General features: G+C 71.8%; 14 protein-coding genes. 7 read left to right on the plus strand and 7 right to left on the minus strand.

Annotated features, from left to right (window positions below):
- Positions 1–699: 699 nt before the first annotated feature.
- The 4 genes from ACLWS4_RS28515 (at position 700) to hppD (ending at position 6,699) form a co-directional block, all read left to right on the plus strand.
- Positions 700–2,619: a non-ribosomal peptide synthetase gene (locus ACLWS4_RS28515; RefSeq protein ID WP_416875613.1), complete on the plus strand. Its 1,920-nt coding sequence runs from the start codon at positions 700–702 to the stop codon at positions 2,617–2,619.
- A complete protein-coding gene (locus ACLWS4_RS28520) occupies positions 2,616–4,589 on the plus strand; it encodes a hypothetical protein (RefSeq protein ID WP_416875614.1) in 1,974 nt (657 codons plus the stop codon). The genes ACLWS4_RS28515 and ACLWS4_RS28520 overlap by 4 nt, the downstream gene beginning before the upstream one ends.
- Positions 4,590–4,651: 62 nt before the next feature.
- Positions 4,652–5,491, plus strand: a complete 840-nt coding sequence (locus ACLWS4_RS28525) for a phytanoyl-CoA dioxygenase family protein (RefSeq protein ID WP_049651375.1) — start codon at positions 4,652–4,654, stop codon at positions 5,489–5,491.
- A 143-nt stretch (positions 5,492–5,634) separates the two neighbouring features.
- Positions 5,635–6,699, plus strand: a complete 1,065-nt coding sequence (gene hppD / locus ACLWS4_RS28530) for a 4-hydroxyphenylpyruvate dioxygenase (protein ID WP_416875615.1) — start codon at positions 5,635–5,637, stop codon at positions 6,697–6,699.
- A gap of 66 nt (positions 6,700–6,765) precedes the next feature.
- Here hppD and ACLWS4_RS28535 read toward each other — a convergent pair whose 3' ends face one another.
- The 3 genes from ACLWS4_RS28535 to ACLWS4_RS28545 all read right to left on the minus strand — a co-directional run bounded on the left by ACLWS4_RS28535 (position 6,766) and on the right by ACLWS4_RS28545 (position 10,492).
- Complete coding sequence (locus tag ACLWS4_RS28535) at positions 6,766–7,524, minus strand: endonuclease/exonuclease/phosphatase family protein (RefSeq protein WP_416875616.1); 759 nt, start codon at positions 7,522–7,524, stop codon at positions 6,766–6,768.
- A 336-nt stretch (positions 7,525–7,860) separates the two neighbouring features.
- Positions 7,861–9,252, minus strand: coding sequence for a hypothetical protein (locus tag ACLWS4_RS28540; protein WP_375874630.1), 1,392 nt, complete (start codon positions 9,250–9,252; stop codon positions 7,861–7,863).
- Positions 9,253–9,667: 415 nt separating this feature from the next.
- A complete protein-coding gene (locus ACLWS4_RS28545) occupies positions 9,668–10,492 on the minus strand; it encodes a Stf0 family sulfotransferase (RefSeq protein ID WP_416875617.1) in 825 nt (274 codons plus the stop codon).
- Between the two features lie 15 nt (positions 10,493–10,507).
- Here ACLWS4_RS28545 and ACLWS4_RS28550 point away from each other — a divergent pair, with 15 nt between their 5' ends.
- Both ACLWS4_RS28550 and ACLWS4_RS28555 read left to right on the plus strand, forming a co-directional pair.
- Positions 10,508–11,629 (plus strand): glycosyltransferase, encoded by a 1,122-nt coding sequence (locus ACLWS4_RS28550; protein WP_416875618.1) that lies wholly within the window; start codon positions 10,508–10,510, stop codon positions 11,627–11,629.
- Positions 11,630–12,176: 547 nt separating this feature from the next.
- Positions 12,177–12,632 (plus strand): hypothetical protein, encoded by a 456-nt coding sequence (locus tag ACLWS4_RS28555; RefSeq protein ID WP_049651369.1) that lies wholly within the window; start codon positions 12,177–12,179, stop codon positions 12,630–12,632.
- 3 nt (positions 12,633–12,635) lie between these two features.
- Here the strand turns inward: ACLWS4_RS28555 and ACLWS4_RS28560 are convergent, their stop codons facing one another.
- The 4 genes from ACLWS4_RS28560 to ACLWS4_RS28575 all read right to left on the minus strand — a co-directional run bounded on the left by ACLWS4_RS28560 (position 12,636) and on the right by ACLWS4_RS28575 (position 16,792).
- Positions 12,636–12,815, minus strand: coding sequence for a hypothetical protein (locus tag ACLWS4_RS28560; RefSeq protein WP_416875619.1), 180 nt, complete (start codon positions 12,813–12,815; stop codon positions 12,636–12,638).
- A 178-nt stretch (positions 12,816–12,993) separates the two neighbouring features.
- Complete coding sequence (locus tag ACLWS4_RS28565; protein ID WP_416875620.1) at positions 12,994–13,479, minus strand: helix-turn-helix domain-containing protein; 486 nt, start codon at positions 13,477–13,479, stop codon at positions 12,994–12,996.
- A 118-nt stretch (positions 13,480–13,597) separates the two neighbouring features.
- On the minus strand, positions 13,598–14,647 hold the full coding sequence (locus ACLWS4_RS28570; protein ID WP_416875621.1) for a LacI family DNA-binding transcriptional regulator: 1,050 nt from the start codon (positions 14,645–14,647) through the stop codon (positions 13,598–13,600).
- A gap of 180 nt (positions 14,648–14,827) precedes the next feature.
- Positions 14,828–16,792, minus strand: coding sequence for a PIG-L family deacetylase (locus tag ACLWS4_RS28575; protein ID WP_416875622.1), 1,965 nt, complete (start codon positions 16,790–16,792; stop codon positions 14,828–14,830).
- 433 nt (positions 16,793–17,225) lie between these two features.
- Here ACLWS4_RS28575 and ACLWS4_RS28580 point away from each other — a divergent pair.
- The coding region (locus ACLWS4_RS28580; RefSeq protein ID WP_416875623.1) for an SGNH/GDSL hydrolase family protein at positions 17,226–18,765 on the plus strand (1,540 nt) is incomplete at its 3' end.

Consider the following 18,765-nt stretch of genomic DNA (forward strand, 5'->3'; position numbering starts at 1 on the left):
GGGGCCTCGGGCGCGAATGACCGGGGGAATGCCTGCGGGGATGCGCGGAATGCGTCCCGTTCCACGTATCCGTCACGCTCCGACGGATACGCGAACCCCCCGGTCGGCTCCGGAACCATGGCGTCGTGGTTCTTGATCCATAGTCCATGACAAGCAGTTGATGTGCAATGGCACATTGCATCTCGCGGTGCCGGCGTCCCCATTTGACCCGTTTCGGCCGTCTATTTTCACATCGGATCACAAGTGGAGTCGGATCCTCCAGCGCGCTCGACAGGGCTTCCCTGGAAAGCATGTGACGGACCATCGGACAACCGGGCGTGTCTCCGGCGATCTGGGCAAGCGGGGCCGGATCGGACATAGCGCATGATTGCCGGTATTCCCCGGAAGAGGGTGGCGGGACCTCCTCCGATTGCTTAGGCTCCTGGAGGTTCCGGCACTTGCCCGGTGCGGCGGAAAACGGGATCCGACGGAATTCCCGGACGCGCCGCGGTCGGCCCTTTCCGCCTCCCGGCCCGGCCGGAGTGAGGACACCTGACAATTCCGTCCCGGCCGACCCGGACCTTCACGGGAACCCGCGCGACCCGTCGGCCGCCGGGATTCCCGCCCACCCGCGCGGCGTCGGCGTCGGTCCCATCAACACGCATTACGCGGCGCCGTGTCCACCGACCCGGTCAGCGCACGAGAGGACGGAGTCAGCCAGTGATCCAGTGGAACAACGGACCGACCGGGGACGAGCCGGGGGCCACCGTGCACGCCCTGTTCGAACACCATGCGGAGCTCGCCCCGGACCGGACGGCCGTGGTCGCGGACGACGGGCAGCTGAGCTACCGAGAGCTGAACGCCCGCGCGAACCGGCTGGCCTGGCGGCTGCGCGAGGCGGGCGTCGGGCCCGACACGCTCGTGGGCATCTGCGTCGAACGCTCCGCCGCGATGATCGTCGGACTGCTGGGCATCCTGAAGGCGGGCGGCGCGTACGTCCCGCTCGACGCCGGATACCCCGCCGAGCGGCTGGAGTTCATGCTGCGGGACACCGCCGCCCCGGTGCTGGTGACCCAGCGCCGGCTCGCCGACCGGCTCCCCGCGGGCCGGGCGACCGTCGTCCTGCTCGACGAGGACCCGGCCCACCACCCCTCCGGGAACCCGCCCGTCGTCGGCCGGCCGGAGCTCGCCAACGTCATCTACACCTCCGGATCCACCGGAACACCCAAGGGCGTCCTGGTTCCGCACCGGAGCGTCGTCCACCTGGTGACCGATCAGGACTACGTGTCCATCACGCCGGACGACCGGGTCGCCGCACTCGCCACACTGTCCTTCGACGCCTCCACCTTCGAGATCTGGGGGCCCCTGCTCAACGGCGCGACCTGCGTCGTCTACAGCTTCGGCGGCACCGACCTGACCACCCTCTGCCGCCGGGTCCACCGGGACGCCGTCTCCGTCCTGCACCTGACCAGCCCCGTCTTCCGGCTGCTGGAGCCGGCGCACCTCGCCGAACTCTCCGGGGTGGACACCCTGCTGTTCGGCGGGGACTCCATCCGGGCCGAGGTGGCGGACCTCGCGCGGCAGGCCTTCGCGGGGCGGCTGATCCACCTGTACGGGCCGACCGAGACGACGGGCTTCGCGACCTACCAGGACGTCCGGACCATGGCACCGGACGCCACGATGATCCCGATCGGCACCCCGCTCGACCGGGTCCGGGTCCGGGTGCTCGGGCCGGACGGAGCGGACGTTCCGGACGGGGAGAGCGGAGAGCTCCACATCGGCGGAGCCGGCATGACCCGCGGCTACCTCGGCCGCGCCGAACTCACCGCCGAACGCTTCGTCCCGGACCCCGACGACCGCGCCGGCTCCCCGCTCTACCGCACCGGTGACCTCGTCCGGCGCGGCCCGGACGGGGCGCTGCGCTTCCTGGGCCGGATCGACCGCCAGATCAAGGTGCGCGGCTACCGGATCGAACCGGGCGAGATCGAGGCCGCGCTCACCCGGCACCCCGGGGTGCACGACGCGGTCGTGGTGGCCCGGGACGACGGCGCGGGGGACAAGCGCCTCGACGCCTACGTCGTCCCCTCCTCCGGACCGGCCTCCGGTCCGGCCTCGGGACCTGACTCCGGACCCGTCGGCACCGCCGACGGCGCGGGACGCGACCGGGAACTGGTGGCCGACCTGCGCCGGCGGCTCTCGACGGAGCTGCCGCGGTACCAGCGCCCGGCCTCGATCACCGTGATACCGGCGATCCCGCTCACGACGAACCTCAAGGTGGACGCGGCGAAGCTGCCCGCCCCCGCCGAGGAGCGCGATGCCGCCCAGGGCTCCCCGACCGCCCCCCGTGACGAGCTGGAGTCGGCGCTCGCCGCGCTCTGGCGCGAGATGCTCGGACTCACCGAGGTCGGGATCGACGACGACTTCTTCACGCTCGGCGGAGACTCCGTCTCGGCGGTGCAGCTGGCCACCGCCGCGACCCGGCTGTCCGGCGTCCCGGTCACGGTGCGTGATGTCATCGGCTCCCCGACCATCCGCGGACTGTCCGCCCTGGCCGACGGATCCGCCGCGGTACGGACCGACGGTGCGGCCGGCGCTCCGGCCGGTTCGCCGCGGCCGACTCCCGCCGGAGGCCCCGCATGAGCGGCCGGGCCCCCGCCGACGCGCCTCTGACCAGGGCGCAGAAGTTCCAGTGGTTCCTGGAGAAGGGGCTGGCCGAAGGACTCCGGCCGCTCCCGGCGGGGACCGACGAGGCCGCCGCCCAGCGCCTGGTGCACGCACTGGAGGACCGGTTCGAGATCCTCCGCACCTCCCTCGCCGTCGTCGACGGAGAACTGCGGCAGCTGGTCCACCCGTCGGGCTCCCCGGTGCGGGTCGTCGACGTCGCTCCGGACGGCACCGCCGAGCGGAGCCTGGCCGACCTGGTACGGGTGTTCACCGCGCACAGCCACGGCAGGGTCGGCCGGTTCCTCGTGCAGTTCCATCTGCTCCGGTCCGAGGACCGGCGCTGGTTGGCGGTGGTCGCCGACAACGTGGCCGTGGACGCCGGGTTCCACGGCGTGGTGGACCAGCAGCTCACCGACCTGCTGCACGGACGGACGGACAGCCCGGACACCGGTGTCCCGCACCGGCGCCCCGGGATCCAGCCGGCCGAGCAGGCCCGGCGCGAGGCCGACCCCGGCGAGGACACCGAACGCACCAGGGCGCTCGACTACCTGCGGCGGCACTTCTCCCACGCACCGGCACGGATGCACCCGCACCACCCTCCGGGCGAAGGGACGGCGGGCCGCTACTACCGGAGCACGCTCACCCTGCCCGGCGCGGACGGCCTCTTCGCCCGCGGCATGGCCCACACCGGGCTGCTGCCCTCGGCCGTCGTCCTCGCCGCCTTCGCCCAACTGCTCTGCCTGCGTGCCGACACCGACGCGTGCACCGTCAACGTGTCGCTCGACAACCGGCACAACGCCGACCTCCGCCGCGTGCTGTGCGCCACCGCGCAGCGCACCCCGGTGGCCCTCCGCCGGCAGGGCCGGAGCCTGCTGGAAGCGGCCGCCGAGGTGCAGCGGACCCTGGCCGAGGGGCACCCCGCCTACGGCCGGTACGACCCCTTCGACCTGATCCGCGAACGGGTCGAGGCCCAACACCGCCGAGGCGTCTGCCTCTCCACCGACCTCGCCTTCAACTTCATTCCGCCGCCGCAGGGCTGGCGGGAGCTGATCGAGGCCGAGCCCGGCCCCACGGACGGGCGTGGCTCGACGGGCGGGCCCGGCTCGACGGGCGGGTCCGGTTCCACGGACCGGCCCGGCTCCCGGATCAGCTGGGCGACTACTGCGGAGACCTCTTACGAGTACGGAGCCAGCCTGTCGGTCCGCTGGGCCGACCCGCACACCGTCCGGCTGTCCGTCCACGGCGACTCCAGGGTCCTGGAACCCGAGCAGTGCGCGGCACTGCTGCGCGGCGTCGAGCTGGTCCTGACCCGGGCCGCGACGGGCCGGGACTGCTCGCCGGACGAGGTCGCGTCCGCCGTGGGACTGCTCCGGCTTCCCCGCGGCCCCCGCGAACGGCACTCCGGCGGGCGGTGGATCGACCTCCGCGCGATCGAGGACCTCCTGCTCGCCCTGCCCGGGGTCACGGCGGCCGGGGCGTCGCTCGAACCCGGCGGCGCGTCCGGCACCCCCCGGCTGACCGCCCGGGTCACCGCGGCCGACGGCAGCGCGCTCACCCCGTTCGACCTGCGGGAGGAACTGCTCCGAGCCGTGCACACGGGCGTGATCCCGGTGGTCCCCGACTGGTTCGGGATCGACGGCGCCGACGCCTCGGACGGGCGGGCGCTCCCCGGCCGCCCCCCGGCCACGGCCGAGGACACCGCGCTGCTCACCGCCCTGAGCGGGGCCGGGACCGAGCCCGGCCGGGCCCCCGACCTCGACCTCTGCTACCTGCGGGCGGGCGGACGGCCGGAGCACTACCCGCGCTTCGCGGAGCTGCTCCGCCGGCTCGGCTACCACCCGCCCGGTTTCGCCCAGGTCAGCGGCATGGCCACCCTGCGCAGCCTGGCCCGGGAACTCCGTCCGTCCGGCCGGGCCGGAGGCCGCCCCGCGGCGGCGGCCAGCTGACCGGGCCTCCGACGGCGCGACCTCGCCAACCGACCCGTGACCCACCGACCCTCGGAGCACCCATGACCAACGCAATGCCGGAGCCGGTCCTGTCCCAGGAGGAGGTCGATCGCTTCTGGCGGGACGGATACCTGCTGATCCGCGGCGTCCTGACCAGGCAGCAGGCCAGGCACCACGCCGGCCTGATCCTCGACCTGCTCCCGCGAGACCTGCGCGTCCCCGACCACTGGGAGGCGTACGACGGCCGGTTCAAACCCTTCAACACCCCGGGGAACCAGACCTTCGACGGACCGGAGTTCATCCCGCTCTTCCAGAACGAGCGGCTCTACCGGGTGGCGGCCCAGCTCCTGGGACACCCCCGACTGCTCGTCCGGGACGGCTCGGTGGCCATCACCATGCGCAACGACACGGCGCACCCCAGCGAGCTGAGCCAGGACCTGCACATCGACCCGGCGGTACCCGAGGACGCGGACGAGTTCCTGCTCACCCCCGAGGAGGTCGAGATCGGGGGCTGCTACTACTTCACGGACGTCGCCCCGGGCGGCGGCGGCATCCACGTCGTGCCCGGCGGCCACCGGATCGTCGAGGCCGAGGCCCGCGCCGTCCGCCAGGGGCGGCAGCTGCACGACAAGTGGCGTAACATCCCGGACCTCGAGAGCGTCGAAGTGACCGGGCAGGCAGGCGACTTCGTGCTGACCCACCATCTGATGCCGCACGCCGCCTCGCACAACCGGCGCCCCGAGGTCCGGGTCGCCCAGTTCGTCCGCTACGCGCGGGACGACCAGCCCTGGGACGCCGGCGAACGCCCCGGTGACCGCCCGGCCGGTCACTCCTACAACGACCTGCAGACCGCGGCGATGACCCCGCTGGGCCGCCGGCTGCTCGGTGTCGACCCCTGGTAGCGGGCCCTGGCGGTGGCCGGTCCAGCACCAGTGGACCGGTCACCGGCACCGGCAGCGACACCGGCACTGGCAGCGACACCGGCACCGGCACCGGCACTGCCACAGGCACGCCCGGCAGACCACCCCTCAAGGAGGCCACCACCATGACGACACACCCGGACGGCATACCGCTCGACCTGTCCGTCGACCACGTAGAGCTGTACGTGGAGGACCTCGACGCCAGCGCACGCCACTACGCCCGGGCCTACGGGTTCACCGTGTACGCCACGGCCGACCGGCCGGGCGAGGCGAGGTCCGTCGCCATCGGCCGGGAGCACATCCGGCTGGTCCTCACCCAGGCCCTGGCGGAGGACCACCCCGCCGCCGACTACGTCCGGCGGCACGGGGACGGCGTCGCCGACATCGCCCTGGCCGTACCCGACGTGGTCGCCGCCTTCGCCGCGACCGTCCGGCGCGGCGCCCGGCCACTGGCCGAACCCGAGGAGACGGACGGCGTGGTCACCGCGGCCGTCGCCGGCTTCGGCGACCTCCGGCACACCCTGGTCCAGCGCCGCGCGGGAACCGACCACCGGCCGCTGCCCGGTTTCACCCCGGCACCGCGGAGCGAGCCGGAAGCGGACACCGGCCTGCTGGCGGTCGACCACTTCGCGGTGTGCGTCGAGGCGGGCCTGCTCCGGTCCACCGTCGCGTTCTACGAGCAGGTCCTCGGCCTGCGCAACACCTTCACCGAGAGGATCGTCGTCGGCGCCCAGGCCATGGACTCCGAGGTGGTGCAGTCGGCGTCCGGCGGCCTCACGCTCACCATCATCGAGCCCGACACCAGCCGCGAGCCCGGCCAGATCGACCACTTCATCAAGAACCACGGCGGCTCCGGCGTCCAGCACATCGCCTTCCGCACCGACGACGCCGTGCGGACCGTCCGGACGATGGCCGAGCAGGGGGTGGCGTTCCTGTCGACGCCGGGCCCCTACTACCGGATGCTCGCCGAGCGGCTGCGGCTGACCCGGCACTTCGTGCCCGCGCTCGCGGCCCTGGGCATCCTCGTCGACGAGGACCACGAGGGCCAGCTCTTCCAGGTCTTCACCCGGACGCTGCACCCTCGGCGGACCCTGTTCTTCGAGGTCATCGAGCGGGTCGGGGCCACGACCTTCGGCAGCGGCAACATCAAGGCACTGTACGAAGCGGTGGAAGCGGAACGGCACGAGTGACCGCCACCGCCTCCCGAGGGTCCGGGCCGGCCCGCCGCCCCGGCCCGGACCCTCGGGGGCCGGCGGTCAGCCGGAGACCACCAGCCGGGCCAGCACCGGCAGGTGGTCCGAGGCCACCGGCTCCTCGGTGACCAGGCCGACCCGCACCGGCGTCACCCCCCGGCCCGCGAAGACGTAGTCGATGCAGTCCCGCGGAGCATCGGCCGGGAACGTCGCCACCGGACCACCGTCGAGAACCGTCCAGGAATCGGTGAAAGCAGCCCGAAGCCTGGTTATCTCCGACGTCCCCGAGGCGGCGTTGAAATCGCCGAGCAAAATGGCCGGACCGGTTTCCCCGATCAACTCCACGACTTCTTCCGCCTGGCGGATCCGGTCGATTTCCGAGAACAGCTCCAGATGCGTGACGAAGACCTGCAGCGGAATTCCGCCGAGGTCGATCTCGACGTGCAGCAGGCCGCGCTGCTCCTCCCCGGGGGACCGGAAGAGGTGGGTGTTCCGCGCACGGGTGATCGGGTGCCGGGACAGCACCGCCGTACCGTACTGGCACCGCGGAGCCGCCGGCGCCGCCGGCTCCAGGTCGATGTTCGCCCCGTACGCCAGGTGGTAGCCGAGCGACCGCGCCAGCTCCGCCACCTGGTCGTTCCACTGGCTGCGCCCGTCGAAGTGCCGGTCCACCTCCTGGAGCCCGACGATCTCCGCACCGCTGCGCCGGATCACCCGGGCGATCCGTTCCAGATCGAGGACGCCGTCCGTTCCCTCCCCGTGGTGGATGTTGAACGACAGGACGTCGACGGTAGCTTCGGCGGAATCCAACCGGCTGTCCATGCGCACTCCTTTTCCACGGCGGACCGTTCCGCCGCTGCGTTGCCTGATCGGCCGGAGCCCATTGAATACGATCGCCGGCCGGTCCGGCAGAAATTCCCCTCCTGGCGAACGGGCACCAACATTGTCGGAATTCCCGCCGCCCCGCCGAAAAACACCCCGGGTCGGCAGACGCGGAAAAGCGGTGCGCCGGCCGACATGGAGATACGAACCCGCGGGCGCGGGGAGGACGACCTGGCGGCCGTCGCCGTTCTGCTCGGCGTCGGCTGACCCCCTGTCGGTGTACAGGAAAACTGCGCAGGCCGGTGCAGACCAACGTGCGCGCGGCGGATGGTGGGTTCAGCCTTCCCTTCGTGTGATGTCGAGGGCTCCGTCGTGTAGGGCGAAGCGGCGGGCCGCCTTGTCGTCAGCCGTGACGGAGGGCCGGCCGGCGCCTTGGAACGCCGCCGTCCGCAACTGGAAGCGGGCGGGGCCGGCGCCGCACATCGCGCGCAGCCGCCACGGGTCGTTCTCGGCGTTCCGCGGGTGCGGCGGCACGGCCAGGTGCACGAGGGCAGAGGCGTCGTGGTCTGCGCCGTAGCGTGTGTGTGCCGAGGTGTAGGAGGCCATCCGGAGTTCGACCTCTACCGGGCCGGGTACCGTCGCGAGGTTCGGAGTGGGCTGCTGCGATGTGCCGGTGATCGGGTGTGGTTGGTCCTGGTCGCGGAGGACGACGAGGAGATCCGGTCGGTGGACGGTCTCCGCCAGCTCGCTGGCGAACCACTTCGCGAGGGCTGGGCCGCCGCGTCCGACCCAGGTCTCGACCAGGTGGCGGAAGGCGGCTTCCCGCCGGTGGGGCAGGCGGTGAGCACCCGCGGCGAGGATTGCCTCGCCGGCTCCGGTGAAGGCTCGGTGGAAGTCGCGTACGGGGACCCGGTCCGCATGCCGGGGACTACGCACCATGCGGACGTGCAGCATGGCGCGGTGCAGAACGGTCGCTGCGGCCATGGCGTTGGCGCCCAGGTGCCCCTCCTGCGGGAAGTCGCCGCGAGCAGGTCGGGTGTCACGGGGTGGTGTGGTCGCGTCGGCCTGGCGCCCGGCCGAGGACAGGTGCCAGCAGCGGTCGTCCGGGCAATGGTCGGCCGTCGCCGCGCAGAGTATCCCGCGGGCCCCCAGGGCGATTGACACGCCGTCCGCTCGCGCTCCAAGGACGGCGCCCCGGGCGTCATCGGAATCGAAGCGGACCTCGGTGATGTCGCGCAGCCATATATTCAGCGTCGCGCTCTCGGCCGGGGTGCCGTCGTCGACGGGATAGGAACGGGTGACAGCCAGTTCGAGCTGGCCGACGAGACGGCTGCCGGCCCGCTCGATCCGCAGATGGCGGACCTCGGCCGATGAAAGGTCGTAGTCGGCGGCCAGGCTCTCCGCGGCGTGCGCCGTCAGCGACATCACCGGGGCCATCACCTGTCCCAGATAGTCACGGCCCGGCGTGGACGGCTTCCCCGATGTGAGGAGCCCGTCCAACGAGTGCCCGGCCGCCGCAGCCTGCTCGATCATCCAGGTGCGCCGATCCTCACCGAGGCCGGCCATCCATTCCAACGCTGCCAGAGACCGACGCTCGCGCCCGCCTCGCGTGCCGGCCGTCGCCGCCCGAAACAGCGGAAAGGTGTTGTTGTCCCACACGTCCGCCGCCATGTGGATCGTCTCCCGGTCGAAGCACCGGGCGTCCGCGGCAGCATCGGCGATCTGCACCAGCGACCGATCCAGCAGCGCCCCCAACACGGCGAGGGCAGAACCTCGTTGGCCGCGCGCCGCTCCGCACGGCCCACCCGTGCTCACACGGCGCTGCGGAGAGGAAGCATCAAAGTTCGCCATGCCGGGATCGTTGCACGAAACACGATCACATCGAACAGGGCCCTGAGCGCGATCGTTCGTACCGAGCTCAGCACTTGAGCGTAGCGCCGACGGATGTACCAGGATGTGGTCATGGAGGTCGGCGGGGGTGGCGGGGGCGATCTCGCGATGGATCTGTTGCGGGCGATGCGGCGTCGGGCCGGGCAGCGCCGTTTCGTGCCGGACGGGCCGTTGCGGCGTGGGCCGTTGCGTCGGGCCTACGGCAGTGAGCCTCTGGTGCTGGCGGAGCTCATCGAGGTCGCGGAGGCAACGGTCACGTTGAACCGTCCCGGCGGTACCGGGCCAGCCATTCCAAGCTCACGTCGTTTCCCTGCCGGCGTGTGAGCGGCTCCACCGGCCGGCCGCCTCGCGCGACTCCCAGGCTGTCCAGGAGCCGGTCCACCACACCCTCCGGGTCCGCCAGCGCGTCCTCGTACGTCACCGTGATCGGCGTGATCCCGCTGTCGGAGAACCGGCGCGCCCACTCCTCGTTCTGCTCCCGGATCATGTGCTCCCAGTGCGCGATCCGGTCGCGACGGTAGGGAACGTCAGCACCCACGCCACGAACGTCGTCGGCATACCAGACGTCGGTCTCCAGCGCCCGGTACAGAGACACCGCTTGTGCCGCCGTGTCCAGCCGCCGGTTCCACACATATACCGGGCGGTCGAAGGCGCGCTCGATCACCTCGCGCCAGCTCGCTCCACTCGCGGACTGGTATCGCCGCAGCCCGGCGACGACCTCGTCCAGGTACGACCCCATGACGATCAGGCCCAACACGCCGTTGGCTGAAGTCCCGATCCGCATCAGCTTTCGTAGCTGGTCCGGCTGCGTCCGGTGCGCCGGACCGATCGGGATGTCCTCACCGTCCAGTTCGGTAACGTGGTTGTACAGGTACTCCTGCGGGTTGCCCGACAAGCCCGTGCTCTCCAGCAGACCGGCCAGCAGATGAGTCCCTGACCTCGGTGTGCTGCAGATGAGCAGGCATCTGCCCGCCGCCGGCGCCACGTCGCTCGCTCGCGCCACAGGTCGCACCCCCTCTTTGACAGCCTTGACCGTCGCTCGACCCCCCCTTAGCGTAGTGGTTCCTGGGTCGCACACGTGGGGGGTCGGGGGATGCGCATAGCGATCGCGTTCGACGGTCAGTACGCATCGGCGGCACGCAACATGCTGTCGTCGCTGGCCCGTTGCCTCCCGCCGAAGAGCGGTGTGCGCATCTCGGCACTGATGACAGATGACTCGCCGAGTGCCGACGTCGTCGAGCACGCGATGTCCCGCGGGCTCGATCTGGAGGTCGTCCGTCTGCGCCGCGACCTGTCCGACCTGCCACTGCTGCGCTACCTGACCGGCGCGACGTACGCGCGCCTGTTCCTGCCAGAGCTGGTGCCGGACGACGTGGCGCTGTACATGGACGTGGACGTCGTGCTGATGCGAGACGTGACAGAGCTGTTCGCGACGGACCTTGGTGACAGACCCCTCGCGGCCGTGCGGGACATGTGGCGTCCCAACCTGCACGAGGCGTTGGCAGGCGGAAGCAACGGACGATTCGCGCCCGACGCGCCCTACTTCAATGCGGGGGTGATGCTGTGCAACCTCCGCCAGTGGCGTCGGGAGAGCTTGACCGAGCGGGCCCTCGACTGGCTCGCCAGCCAGGATCAGGTCCCGGTCTGTCTGGAGCAAGATGCGCTCAACGCGCTCACGCACGGTCGATGGATCGAGCTGGATCCGCGCTGGAACGTGTTCCCGATGACTGACTTCCGCGACATCCCGCCCGAGGCTTGGCCGCCGCGACTGGGTACGGAGTACCACGCGTACCGGGATCAGGAGCGACGCGCCTTCGTGCTCCACTTCATCGGCTCCCGCAAGCCATGGCGTCACCCGTACCCGGACACCGAGAACCTCAGGCGATATCGTCACTTCACCACGCCCACCGTCGAGGACCTGACGCCGAACCCTGTCACCTCGCCATCTCGGCCGACCTCCCCGACCGTCGAGGACCTGACGCCGAACGCTGTCACCTCGCCGTCTCGGCCGACCTCCCCGACCGTCGAGGACCTGACGCCGAACGCTGTCACCTCGCCGTCTCGGCCGACCTCCCCGACCGTCCCGGAGACGCCGCCCCTGGCGCTTACCGGGGGAGGGGGGTCGGCGACATCGCCGGCGGCGGTGTTCGGCTACCCAAACCGGCGTGATCAGGACAAACGACCCGAGCGTCGCAAGAGGCCTCGCTTCGTCTGACCAAGAAGTACGCCTACGGCGACGTCCTCCACGTCGTTCTGGTCGGACGCTTGGCGGCGGAGCCGGAGGCGTTCCAGACGGCTCCGGGCTCCAGCCATCGCCATCGTCTTCTGTTCGCACGGTCCGCTCCACCAGGCCCATGCGACGCACCCGCCGCGGCACAGTGTTCCTTGAAGCCTCAGCGAGCCGGTCAGGCAGAAGACGTGTCACCTAGCTTTCAGCACACCGTCCCGGGGAAGCGGCACGAAACCCGGAACGATCAAGGTGGCACGGAGCGCGGATCCAACGAAGCGCACAGCTCGCGGACTCGCCATAGGACATCGGGACGCGGAACCCGCGGCCTGTTCCTTCCGCCACGGCCTGACCGCTGTGGTCCACAGCCTCGGGATGGGCCGCAACGAGATCGGCATGCGTCTGCTCTCCGCGGAGAGCCGCCGCGTCCCGCTGTGCCTGCCGCGATTTTCGGCGACTTGTCCGTCTGGGCGGCGTCGTCTCCTGGGTGCTAGATTCGAACGCGTTCAAAGAGGGTGCTGTGCAAGGGGGAAACATGGCCGCGGTGCCGGTGAGTGCCCGGTGGCTGTCCGGGGTCGGGGCGGTCGCGTTCCTGTTGCCGGCGTGGAGCATCCACCGGGGGTACGGCCCGGGCGGGCTGGTTCTGTACGTCTTCGGCCTGGGCTGCGCGGTGGTGTGCGCCGTGCCGCCGTTCTTCTCCGACGAGAAGCGGCTGCGCGTCGCGTGCACGGCCGGCGGTGTGGTGGTCACCGTGGTGTCCGCGCCGTTCGTGTTCGTGGGCGCCCTGTTCGCGAGGTTCCTCTACTACGGCACCCTGTACCTGGCCTTCCTCGCGCTCCCCGTCACCGCGGTGGCCGGTCTGGCCGCCGGGTTCCAGCGCGCCAAGGGGCGGGACCGCGGCCGTGGGCCGGCCCGCTTCGCCTGGGCGTGCGCGGCGCTGACGCTGACCGGCTGGCTGGCCGTCAGCGCCTGGATCCTGACGCTGCGCTGATCGTCAGGCCCGCGCGACCGCACTGTACGTGAGGTTCTTGAGGTCGTCGGCGAGGCGGCGGGCTGCTTCGGTCTCGATGGAGCCGCGTGATTCGATCTCCTCGCCGCTGCCCGCGTCGCGTGCCGAGGCGAGCCCGACCGAGGCGCGGGATCCTGGCCCGCGGACGCCTGGGGTTGACGCCACCGCCCGGATCGGCAGGGAGGTCGGCTTGGCCGCGGACGGCGTCAACTACCGCCTCGCCCGGCCGAGTCGCCGGTGGCGCGTCCCCAACCGGACGGCGCCGGTGGGGCGGGCGTACGCGTTCGGCGTCCTTGTGGCGGACGTGTGGCCGCCGGCGCCTGCCCGCCGCACGCGACGGCCGTCAACCGGCCCGGCGCACGGGTCGGGGCCCGGTCGGGCGGGGTTGCGGACAGCGTCGGCGGCGCCTGCAGCACGGGCCGCTCTCGCCGGTCGCGGTCATCGGCAGGACCATCACGACTACCGCGGACGGCTGTTCGTCCACCTCCCCGGCGGCCGGCGTCTCGCGACGGCTCCCGTCCGGCTGATCGGGCCCGCCGCCGGGAACGGCGCGCGCGGCACGGAGAAACCATTCCAGTCGCGAGGCCCTCAGGCCGAGCGCCGCCGCGAGCTGTTGGACGGAGCGGCGCTGTGGTCGGAGCACCCGGCCCCGCTCGATGTCGCTGATCGTTCTCACACTGACCTGGGAACGCCGGGCGAGTTCCTCATGCGTGAATCCCACTTCACGACGAAGCGCCCTCAGCATGCCCCCGAATGCCGAATCCCCTTGTTGTGCCTTCGACATGTCACCCCCCAGAATCTTGGCGCGTGGGAGCGCTCCCACACCCATCGGGAGCGTAGCAGCACCTTATGCCCAGGTCAGCCGTGACACGCGGCCGTGGCTCATACCGGAACAACGGGAGGTGACGGCCTTTCAGTTCGAGGCCGTTCGAGGCAGTCCGAGGCCTTCAGGCCGAGGCGCGGACCGTCAGTTCGGTCGGCAGGATCACCTGACGGCGCGGCCGCCCGGGGTCGGCGATCTCCTCGAGCAGCAGCTGGACCATCAACCGCCCCATCGCCTCGGTCGGTTGGCGAACACTGGTGAGGGGCGGCTCGGTGCTACGGGCGATGACGGAGTCGTCGAAGCCGACGACGGCCACGTCTTCCGGCACGCGCCGCCCGGCCTCGCGCAGCGCCCGGAACGCGCCCACGGCCATCAGGTCGGAGGCGCAGAACACGGCATCGAGGGTGGGCATTTCGGCCAGGAGCTCGCGCATCGCCGCGTAGCCGCCCGCCTCGGTGAAGTCGCCGTGGGCGACGAGCGCGTCCTCCGGAGCGAGGCCGGCCTCCGTGAGCGCCTCCCGGTACCCCGCCAGGCGTGCCCCGGCCGCTTCCATGGCGAGCGGCCCCGTGATGGTGGCCACTCTGGTGCGGCCGAGTCCGACCAGGTGCCGGACGGCCGCCCGGGCCCCGCCGGCGTTGTCGGCGTGGACGTAGCTCAGCGATTCGGGCTCGGACCGGCGGCCGCCCAGTACGGCCGGCATCCCGAGCTGTTCGAGCAGGTCGGGCAACAGGTCGTCCTGGCGCACCGAGACCAGGAGCACCCCGTCGACCCGACGCGCGGTGAGGTGGCGCGTCAGACGCTCGCGCTCGTCCTCGTTGCGGACCAGGGTCAACAGCAACTGAAGGTCGGTCGACGCGAGTTCGTCGGAGATCCCGGTGATGACGTCCGCGAAGTACGGCTCCGACCTCAGTCGCGCCAGGCTCTCCGGGACGACCAGGGCGACGACGTCGGTGCGCGAGGTCACCAGGGATCGTGCCGCCTGGTTGGGTACGTAGCCGAGCTCGGCGACGGCGTGCTCCACGGCCTCCCTCGCCCTGGCGCTCACCTTGGGCGAACCGTTGATGACCCGGGACACCGTTCCCCGGCTGACTCCCGCGCGGGCGGCCACGTCCTCCACCGTCGGTCGCGCGGCAGACCGGGCGCCACCGGGGCCCGGCCTGTCAGTTCGGGGCATGATCACACTCCGGTGTGGCTCACTCTCGGGAGTGGCCATCCTACACGGCGTGAGAGCGCTCCCATCGGCGCTTCCACGGGTGCTCCCGCGGGCCCCCCACCGGCGCTTCCACGCGCCCGGCCCGTCGCCCGGCCCGTCGCCCGGTCGGGAGGGTGTCCGACCGGCCGACGGGACCGGCGGTCACAGGGGCATGCCCTGCCAGCCGCCGAGGTTGGTGGGCGTCGTGCCCGTGCGGAAGTAGACGCGGCCGTCCGTGCCGATGGCGAACAGGTACAGGACACCGCCGCCGTCGACGATCGCGGTCGGGTAGTCGAGGACGGTGCCGCCGAGGTCCTGCCAGGCGCCGTAGCCGGCGCTCGGCGCGGTCTGGGCGGTGGTGCTCACGCCCCCGCCGCCGTTGCGCTCGAACAGGACGACCCGCCCGCCGAGGGTGGCCGCGGCCGGTTCGCCGACGCCGCCGTGGCCGCCGAGGCTGGTCGGGGACTGGCTCCACGGTCCGCCGGGCCGGGTCTGGTAGCTGACGAGCATCGCGCCGGTGCCTGCCTCGCGGTAGGCGAGTTCGATGCGGCCGTCCTGGTCGAGGGCGGCCTTGGGCGGGCTGGCCGGCCGGGAGTTCGGGATCGGGCCCGGGCCGTTGATGGCGTCGTTCGGAGCGGTCTGCCACCAGTTGACGACCCCGTCGCGGGTGCTGGCGAAGACCTCGATCCTCCCGGCGCCGTTGCGGATCGCGGTGACCGGGTCCTGGATGTCGGTGCCGTGCAGGTCATCCCAGGTGGTCGTCCAGGCGCCGTTCGGGCTGGTCTGCCGGATCGCGCTGAGGCCGCCGCCGCCGTTCTTGACGAAGAGCTCCAGTCGGCCGTCCTGGGAGGCGACCACCGCGGGCACGCCGACCTGGCCCGCGTTGACGAGCCCGGCGTTGGGGTTGCCGAGGTCGGCCCAGCTGTCCCGCCACACGCCGTTGGGCGTGGTCTGCGGGACGGAGAGGATGTGGTGGTCGGTGAGGCGGCGGGCGAAGACCTCCATCCGGCCGTCCGCGTTGGTGCCGACGGCGATGCCCGGCGCCAGCCGCCCGCCCGGGTCGGCGAACCGTGCCGGGCCGCCCCAACTGCCGTCCCCCTGGCGCCAGTACGTGTAGAGGGAGCCCGCCCGGACGACGAAGACCTGCGGCCGGCCGTCCTGGTTCAGCCCGGCCCAGGAGGTGCCCCGCGACCAGCGGTAGTACATCCGGGAGAACCAGGCGGTTTCGTAGTTCCCCGAGTGGTCGTGGCTCGCGTACTCGGAGACGAACACGCCCTTGGTGCCGACCGTCGCCGGGTCGAGGTTCACCGGGCAGTCGCTGATGTTGTAGTCCCGGTAGTTCACCTGGACCAGCGAGCCGCCGTACTGGCTCGCCGCCATGCCCGCGAACTTCGCGGCGGAGATGTGGTCCGAGTGGTCGTCCTTGTAGCGGGTGTCCGGGAGTTCGTCCTGGGCCCGGAGCACGGTCGGCTGGTACGTCACCATGATCTGCCGCAGCACCTCGACGACGTCCGCCGCCGTGTAGGTCGACGGCCCGGACAGCGGGCTGCCCTTCGGGACGACCGTGGTGTCGGTGCCGCCGTTCAGCACGTTGGCGAGCCCGGCGTCGTGCAGGTTGAGGAAGATCAGGTGCACCGGCCGGTCCTTGAGCATGTACCGCTCGACCTGCTTGCCCGCGACCGTCCACGCCTCGACCGTCCAGTGCCCGATCTCGTCGGTCGCCGGGTCGGTGTCGCCGACCCCGGTCATCCGGGAGTAGGCGTTGACGGCGCCCATCTGGCGGTTCCAGGTGCGCAGTGGGTCGCCGGCGGGGTCCCAGCAGCCGCCCGCGCACGGGTCACCGGTGATGTTCCCGGCGGTGACGAACACCGTGACGGACGGTGTGCCGTCGGCGAGGGCGTTGGACAGGTCCGGGTTCATGAACAGGATGTCGTCGTCCTCGTGGGCGACGACCTGCATGAACAGCGGCCCGGAGCCGGCGGCCATACGTGCGGCCGTACCCGCACCCGTACCCGTACCCGTACCCGTGGCCGCGGAGGCTCGGGTCGCGGTCCCCTTGGCCAGGACGGGTGCGGCGAGGGCGGTCAGCGCGAGGGAGGTGAGGAGTTGCCGTCGTCCGATTGCCATGTGATGTCCCCTCATTCGAGATTTCGAGGTTCGACAGGTGATCACGCCAGGAGGAGATTGGCGGATTGTCGGGCGGAAAGTGCCCGAGACGGTATATCGCAAATTCCGTCAGGCGCGAAAGTCAGCTGACGCACGATCAGGCCACTCCGTCTGCTTCCCGCCGATCTCGCCTGTACAGCGCGGTTTCTGCTGGAACTTCCCCATGGCTTCCGCCTGATGTTCCTCCTGGCGGAAGCCGGGCCGGCGGTGATTACATGGTGGATGGCGAGCGGTCTCCGAGATTTCTCGGCGCATTCTCGGACCTCCTCCTCCGGGAAGCGGATCGCCGCCATTTCCTGGTCACCCGAGCCATGCGGGAAAACGGTCTTCCGTACCCGGCGAAAGGACTCCTGTGCACGTCGCCCACCGCCCACCGCGGGGCCGCCTGTCCGCCTTGACGGCAGCCGCCGTCGTCCTCGGCGCGTTCGCCGCCCTGCCGCCCGCGGCCCCGGCGAACGCGGCCGCCGGCTGCGGGCCGGTCCCCGCCGCGCTCCCGCCAGGCCCGGGCGCGCCGCGCCCCGAGTCCGCGGCCTGGACGGGGAGTTGGGGTACCGCCATGAGCCTGGCCGGACCGTCGGCAGCCTCGGGCGTGACGGGGCGGCAGACCCTGCGCATGGTCGTCCACACCAGCATCGGCGGCAGCTCCGCCCGGATCCGCCTGGTGAACACCTTCAGTCCGGACCCGGTGACCATCGGGCACGTCACCGTCGCGGCCCAGGACCGGACTTCGGCCCGGAACGGGAACCCGGCCACGGCGGCGGCCACGCCGGTCACCCTGACCTTCGGCGGTTCGGGCCGGACCGTCGTCCCGCCCGGCGGCGAGGTCTACAGCGACCCCGTTGCCTTCCCGGTCGCCGCGGACGAGAACCTGCTGGTCAGCCTCTGGCTGCCCGACAAGGTCACCACCGCGCCCTACCACCCGTACACGCTCACCACCTCCTACACCTCCGCCCCCGGCGACGGTGCCGATCGCACCCAGGACACGGGCGGCGCCAACCTCTCCACCCCGTACCCCTACTGGGCCTTCCTGGCCGGCCTGGACGTCACGGCCGCCGGCAGCGACGGGACGGTGGTCGCCCTCGGCGACTCGCAGGTGGACGGCGGGCACACCGACCAGGACTCCAACACCCGCTGGACCGACGACTACGGGCGCGCCCTCAGCGCCCGACCGACGCCCGAGGGCATCGTCAACAAGGGCATCTCCGGCAACCGGATCCTCACCGACGGGACGGGAGGACGCGTCGGCTTCGGTCAGAGCGCGCTCAACCGCTTCGACCGGGACGTCCTCTCCCAGACCGGAGTGCGGAGCGTCGTGCTCTACGAGGGCATCAACGACATCACGATGGACGACGCCTCCGACTCCGCGCTCGAGGCGGGCATCCAGCAGCTGGCCTCACGCGCGCACGCGGCCGGGCTGCGCTTCACCGTCGCCACCATCCCCGCCTTCCAGGGCCACGCCGACTACACCGCCGCCCGGGACCGGGTGCGCCGGTGCGTCAACGACTGGATCCGCACGACGACGGCCATCGACGGCTTCCACGACTTCGACGGGGCGACCCGCGACCCGCTCAACCCGAGCGCCGCGTTCGCCGGTTACGTCTCCTCCGACCATCTGCACTTCACCACCAACGGGAACGCGGCCCTCGCCGAGGTCCTCGCCCCGCGGCCCGCCCCGGCCAGCCCCTCCCACATCTTCTCCCAGACGACGGCCGGGGCCTTCCACGGCAAGGGCACCGGCGACCTCGTCGCCCGCGACGACTCGGACGGGCACCTGTACGAGTGGGCGGGGCGGGGAGACGGGTCCTTCGCGGCCAGGACCGACCTGACGGCCGGCTGGGGCGCGTTCTCCCAGACGACCGCCGGTGATTTCCGGGGGACCGGCCGCGCGGATCTGATGGCGAGGGAGGACGCGACGGGCAACCTGTACATGTGGC

This window comes from Kitasatospora sp. SC0581 (assembly GCF_048159585.1).
Lineage (GTDB): Bacteria > Actinomycetota > Actinomycetes > Streptomycetales > Streptomycetaceae > Kitasatospora.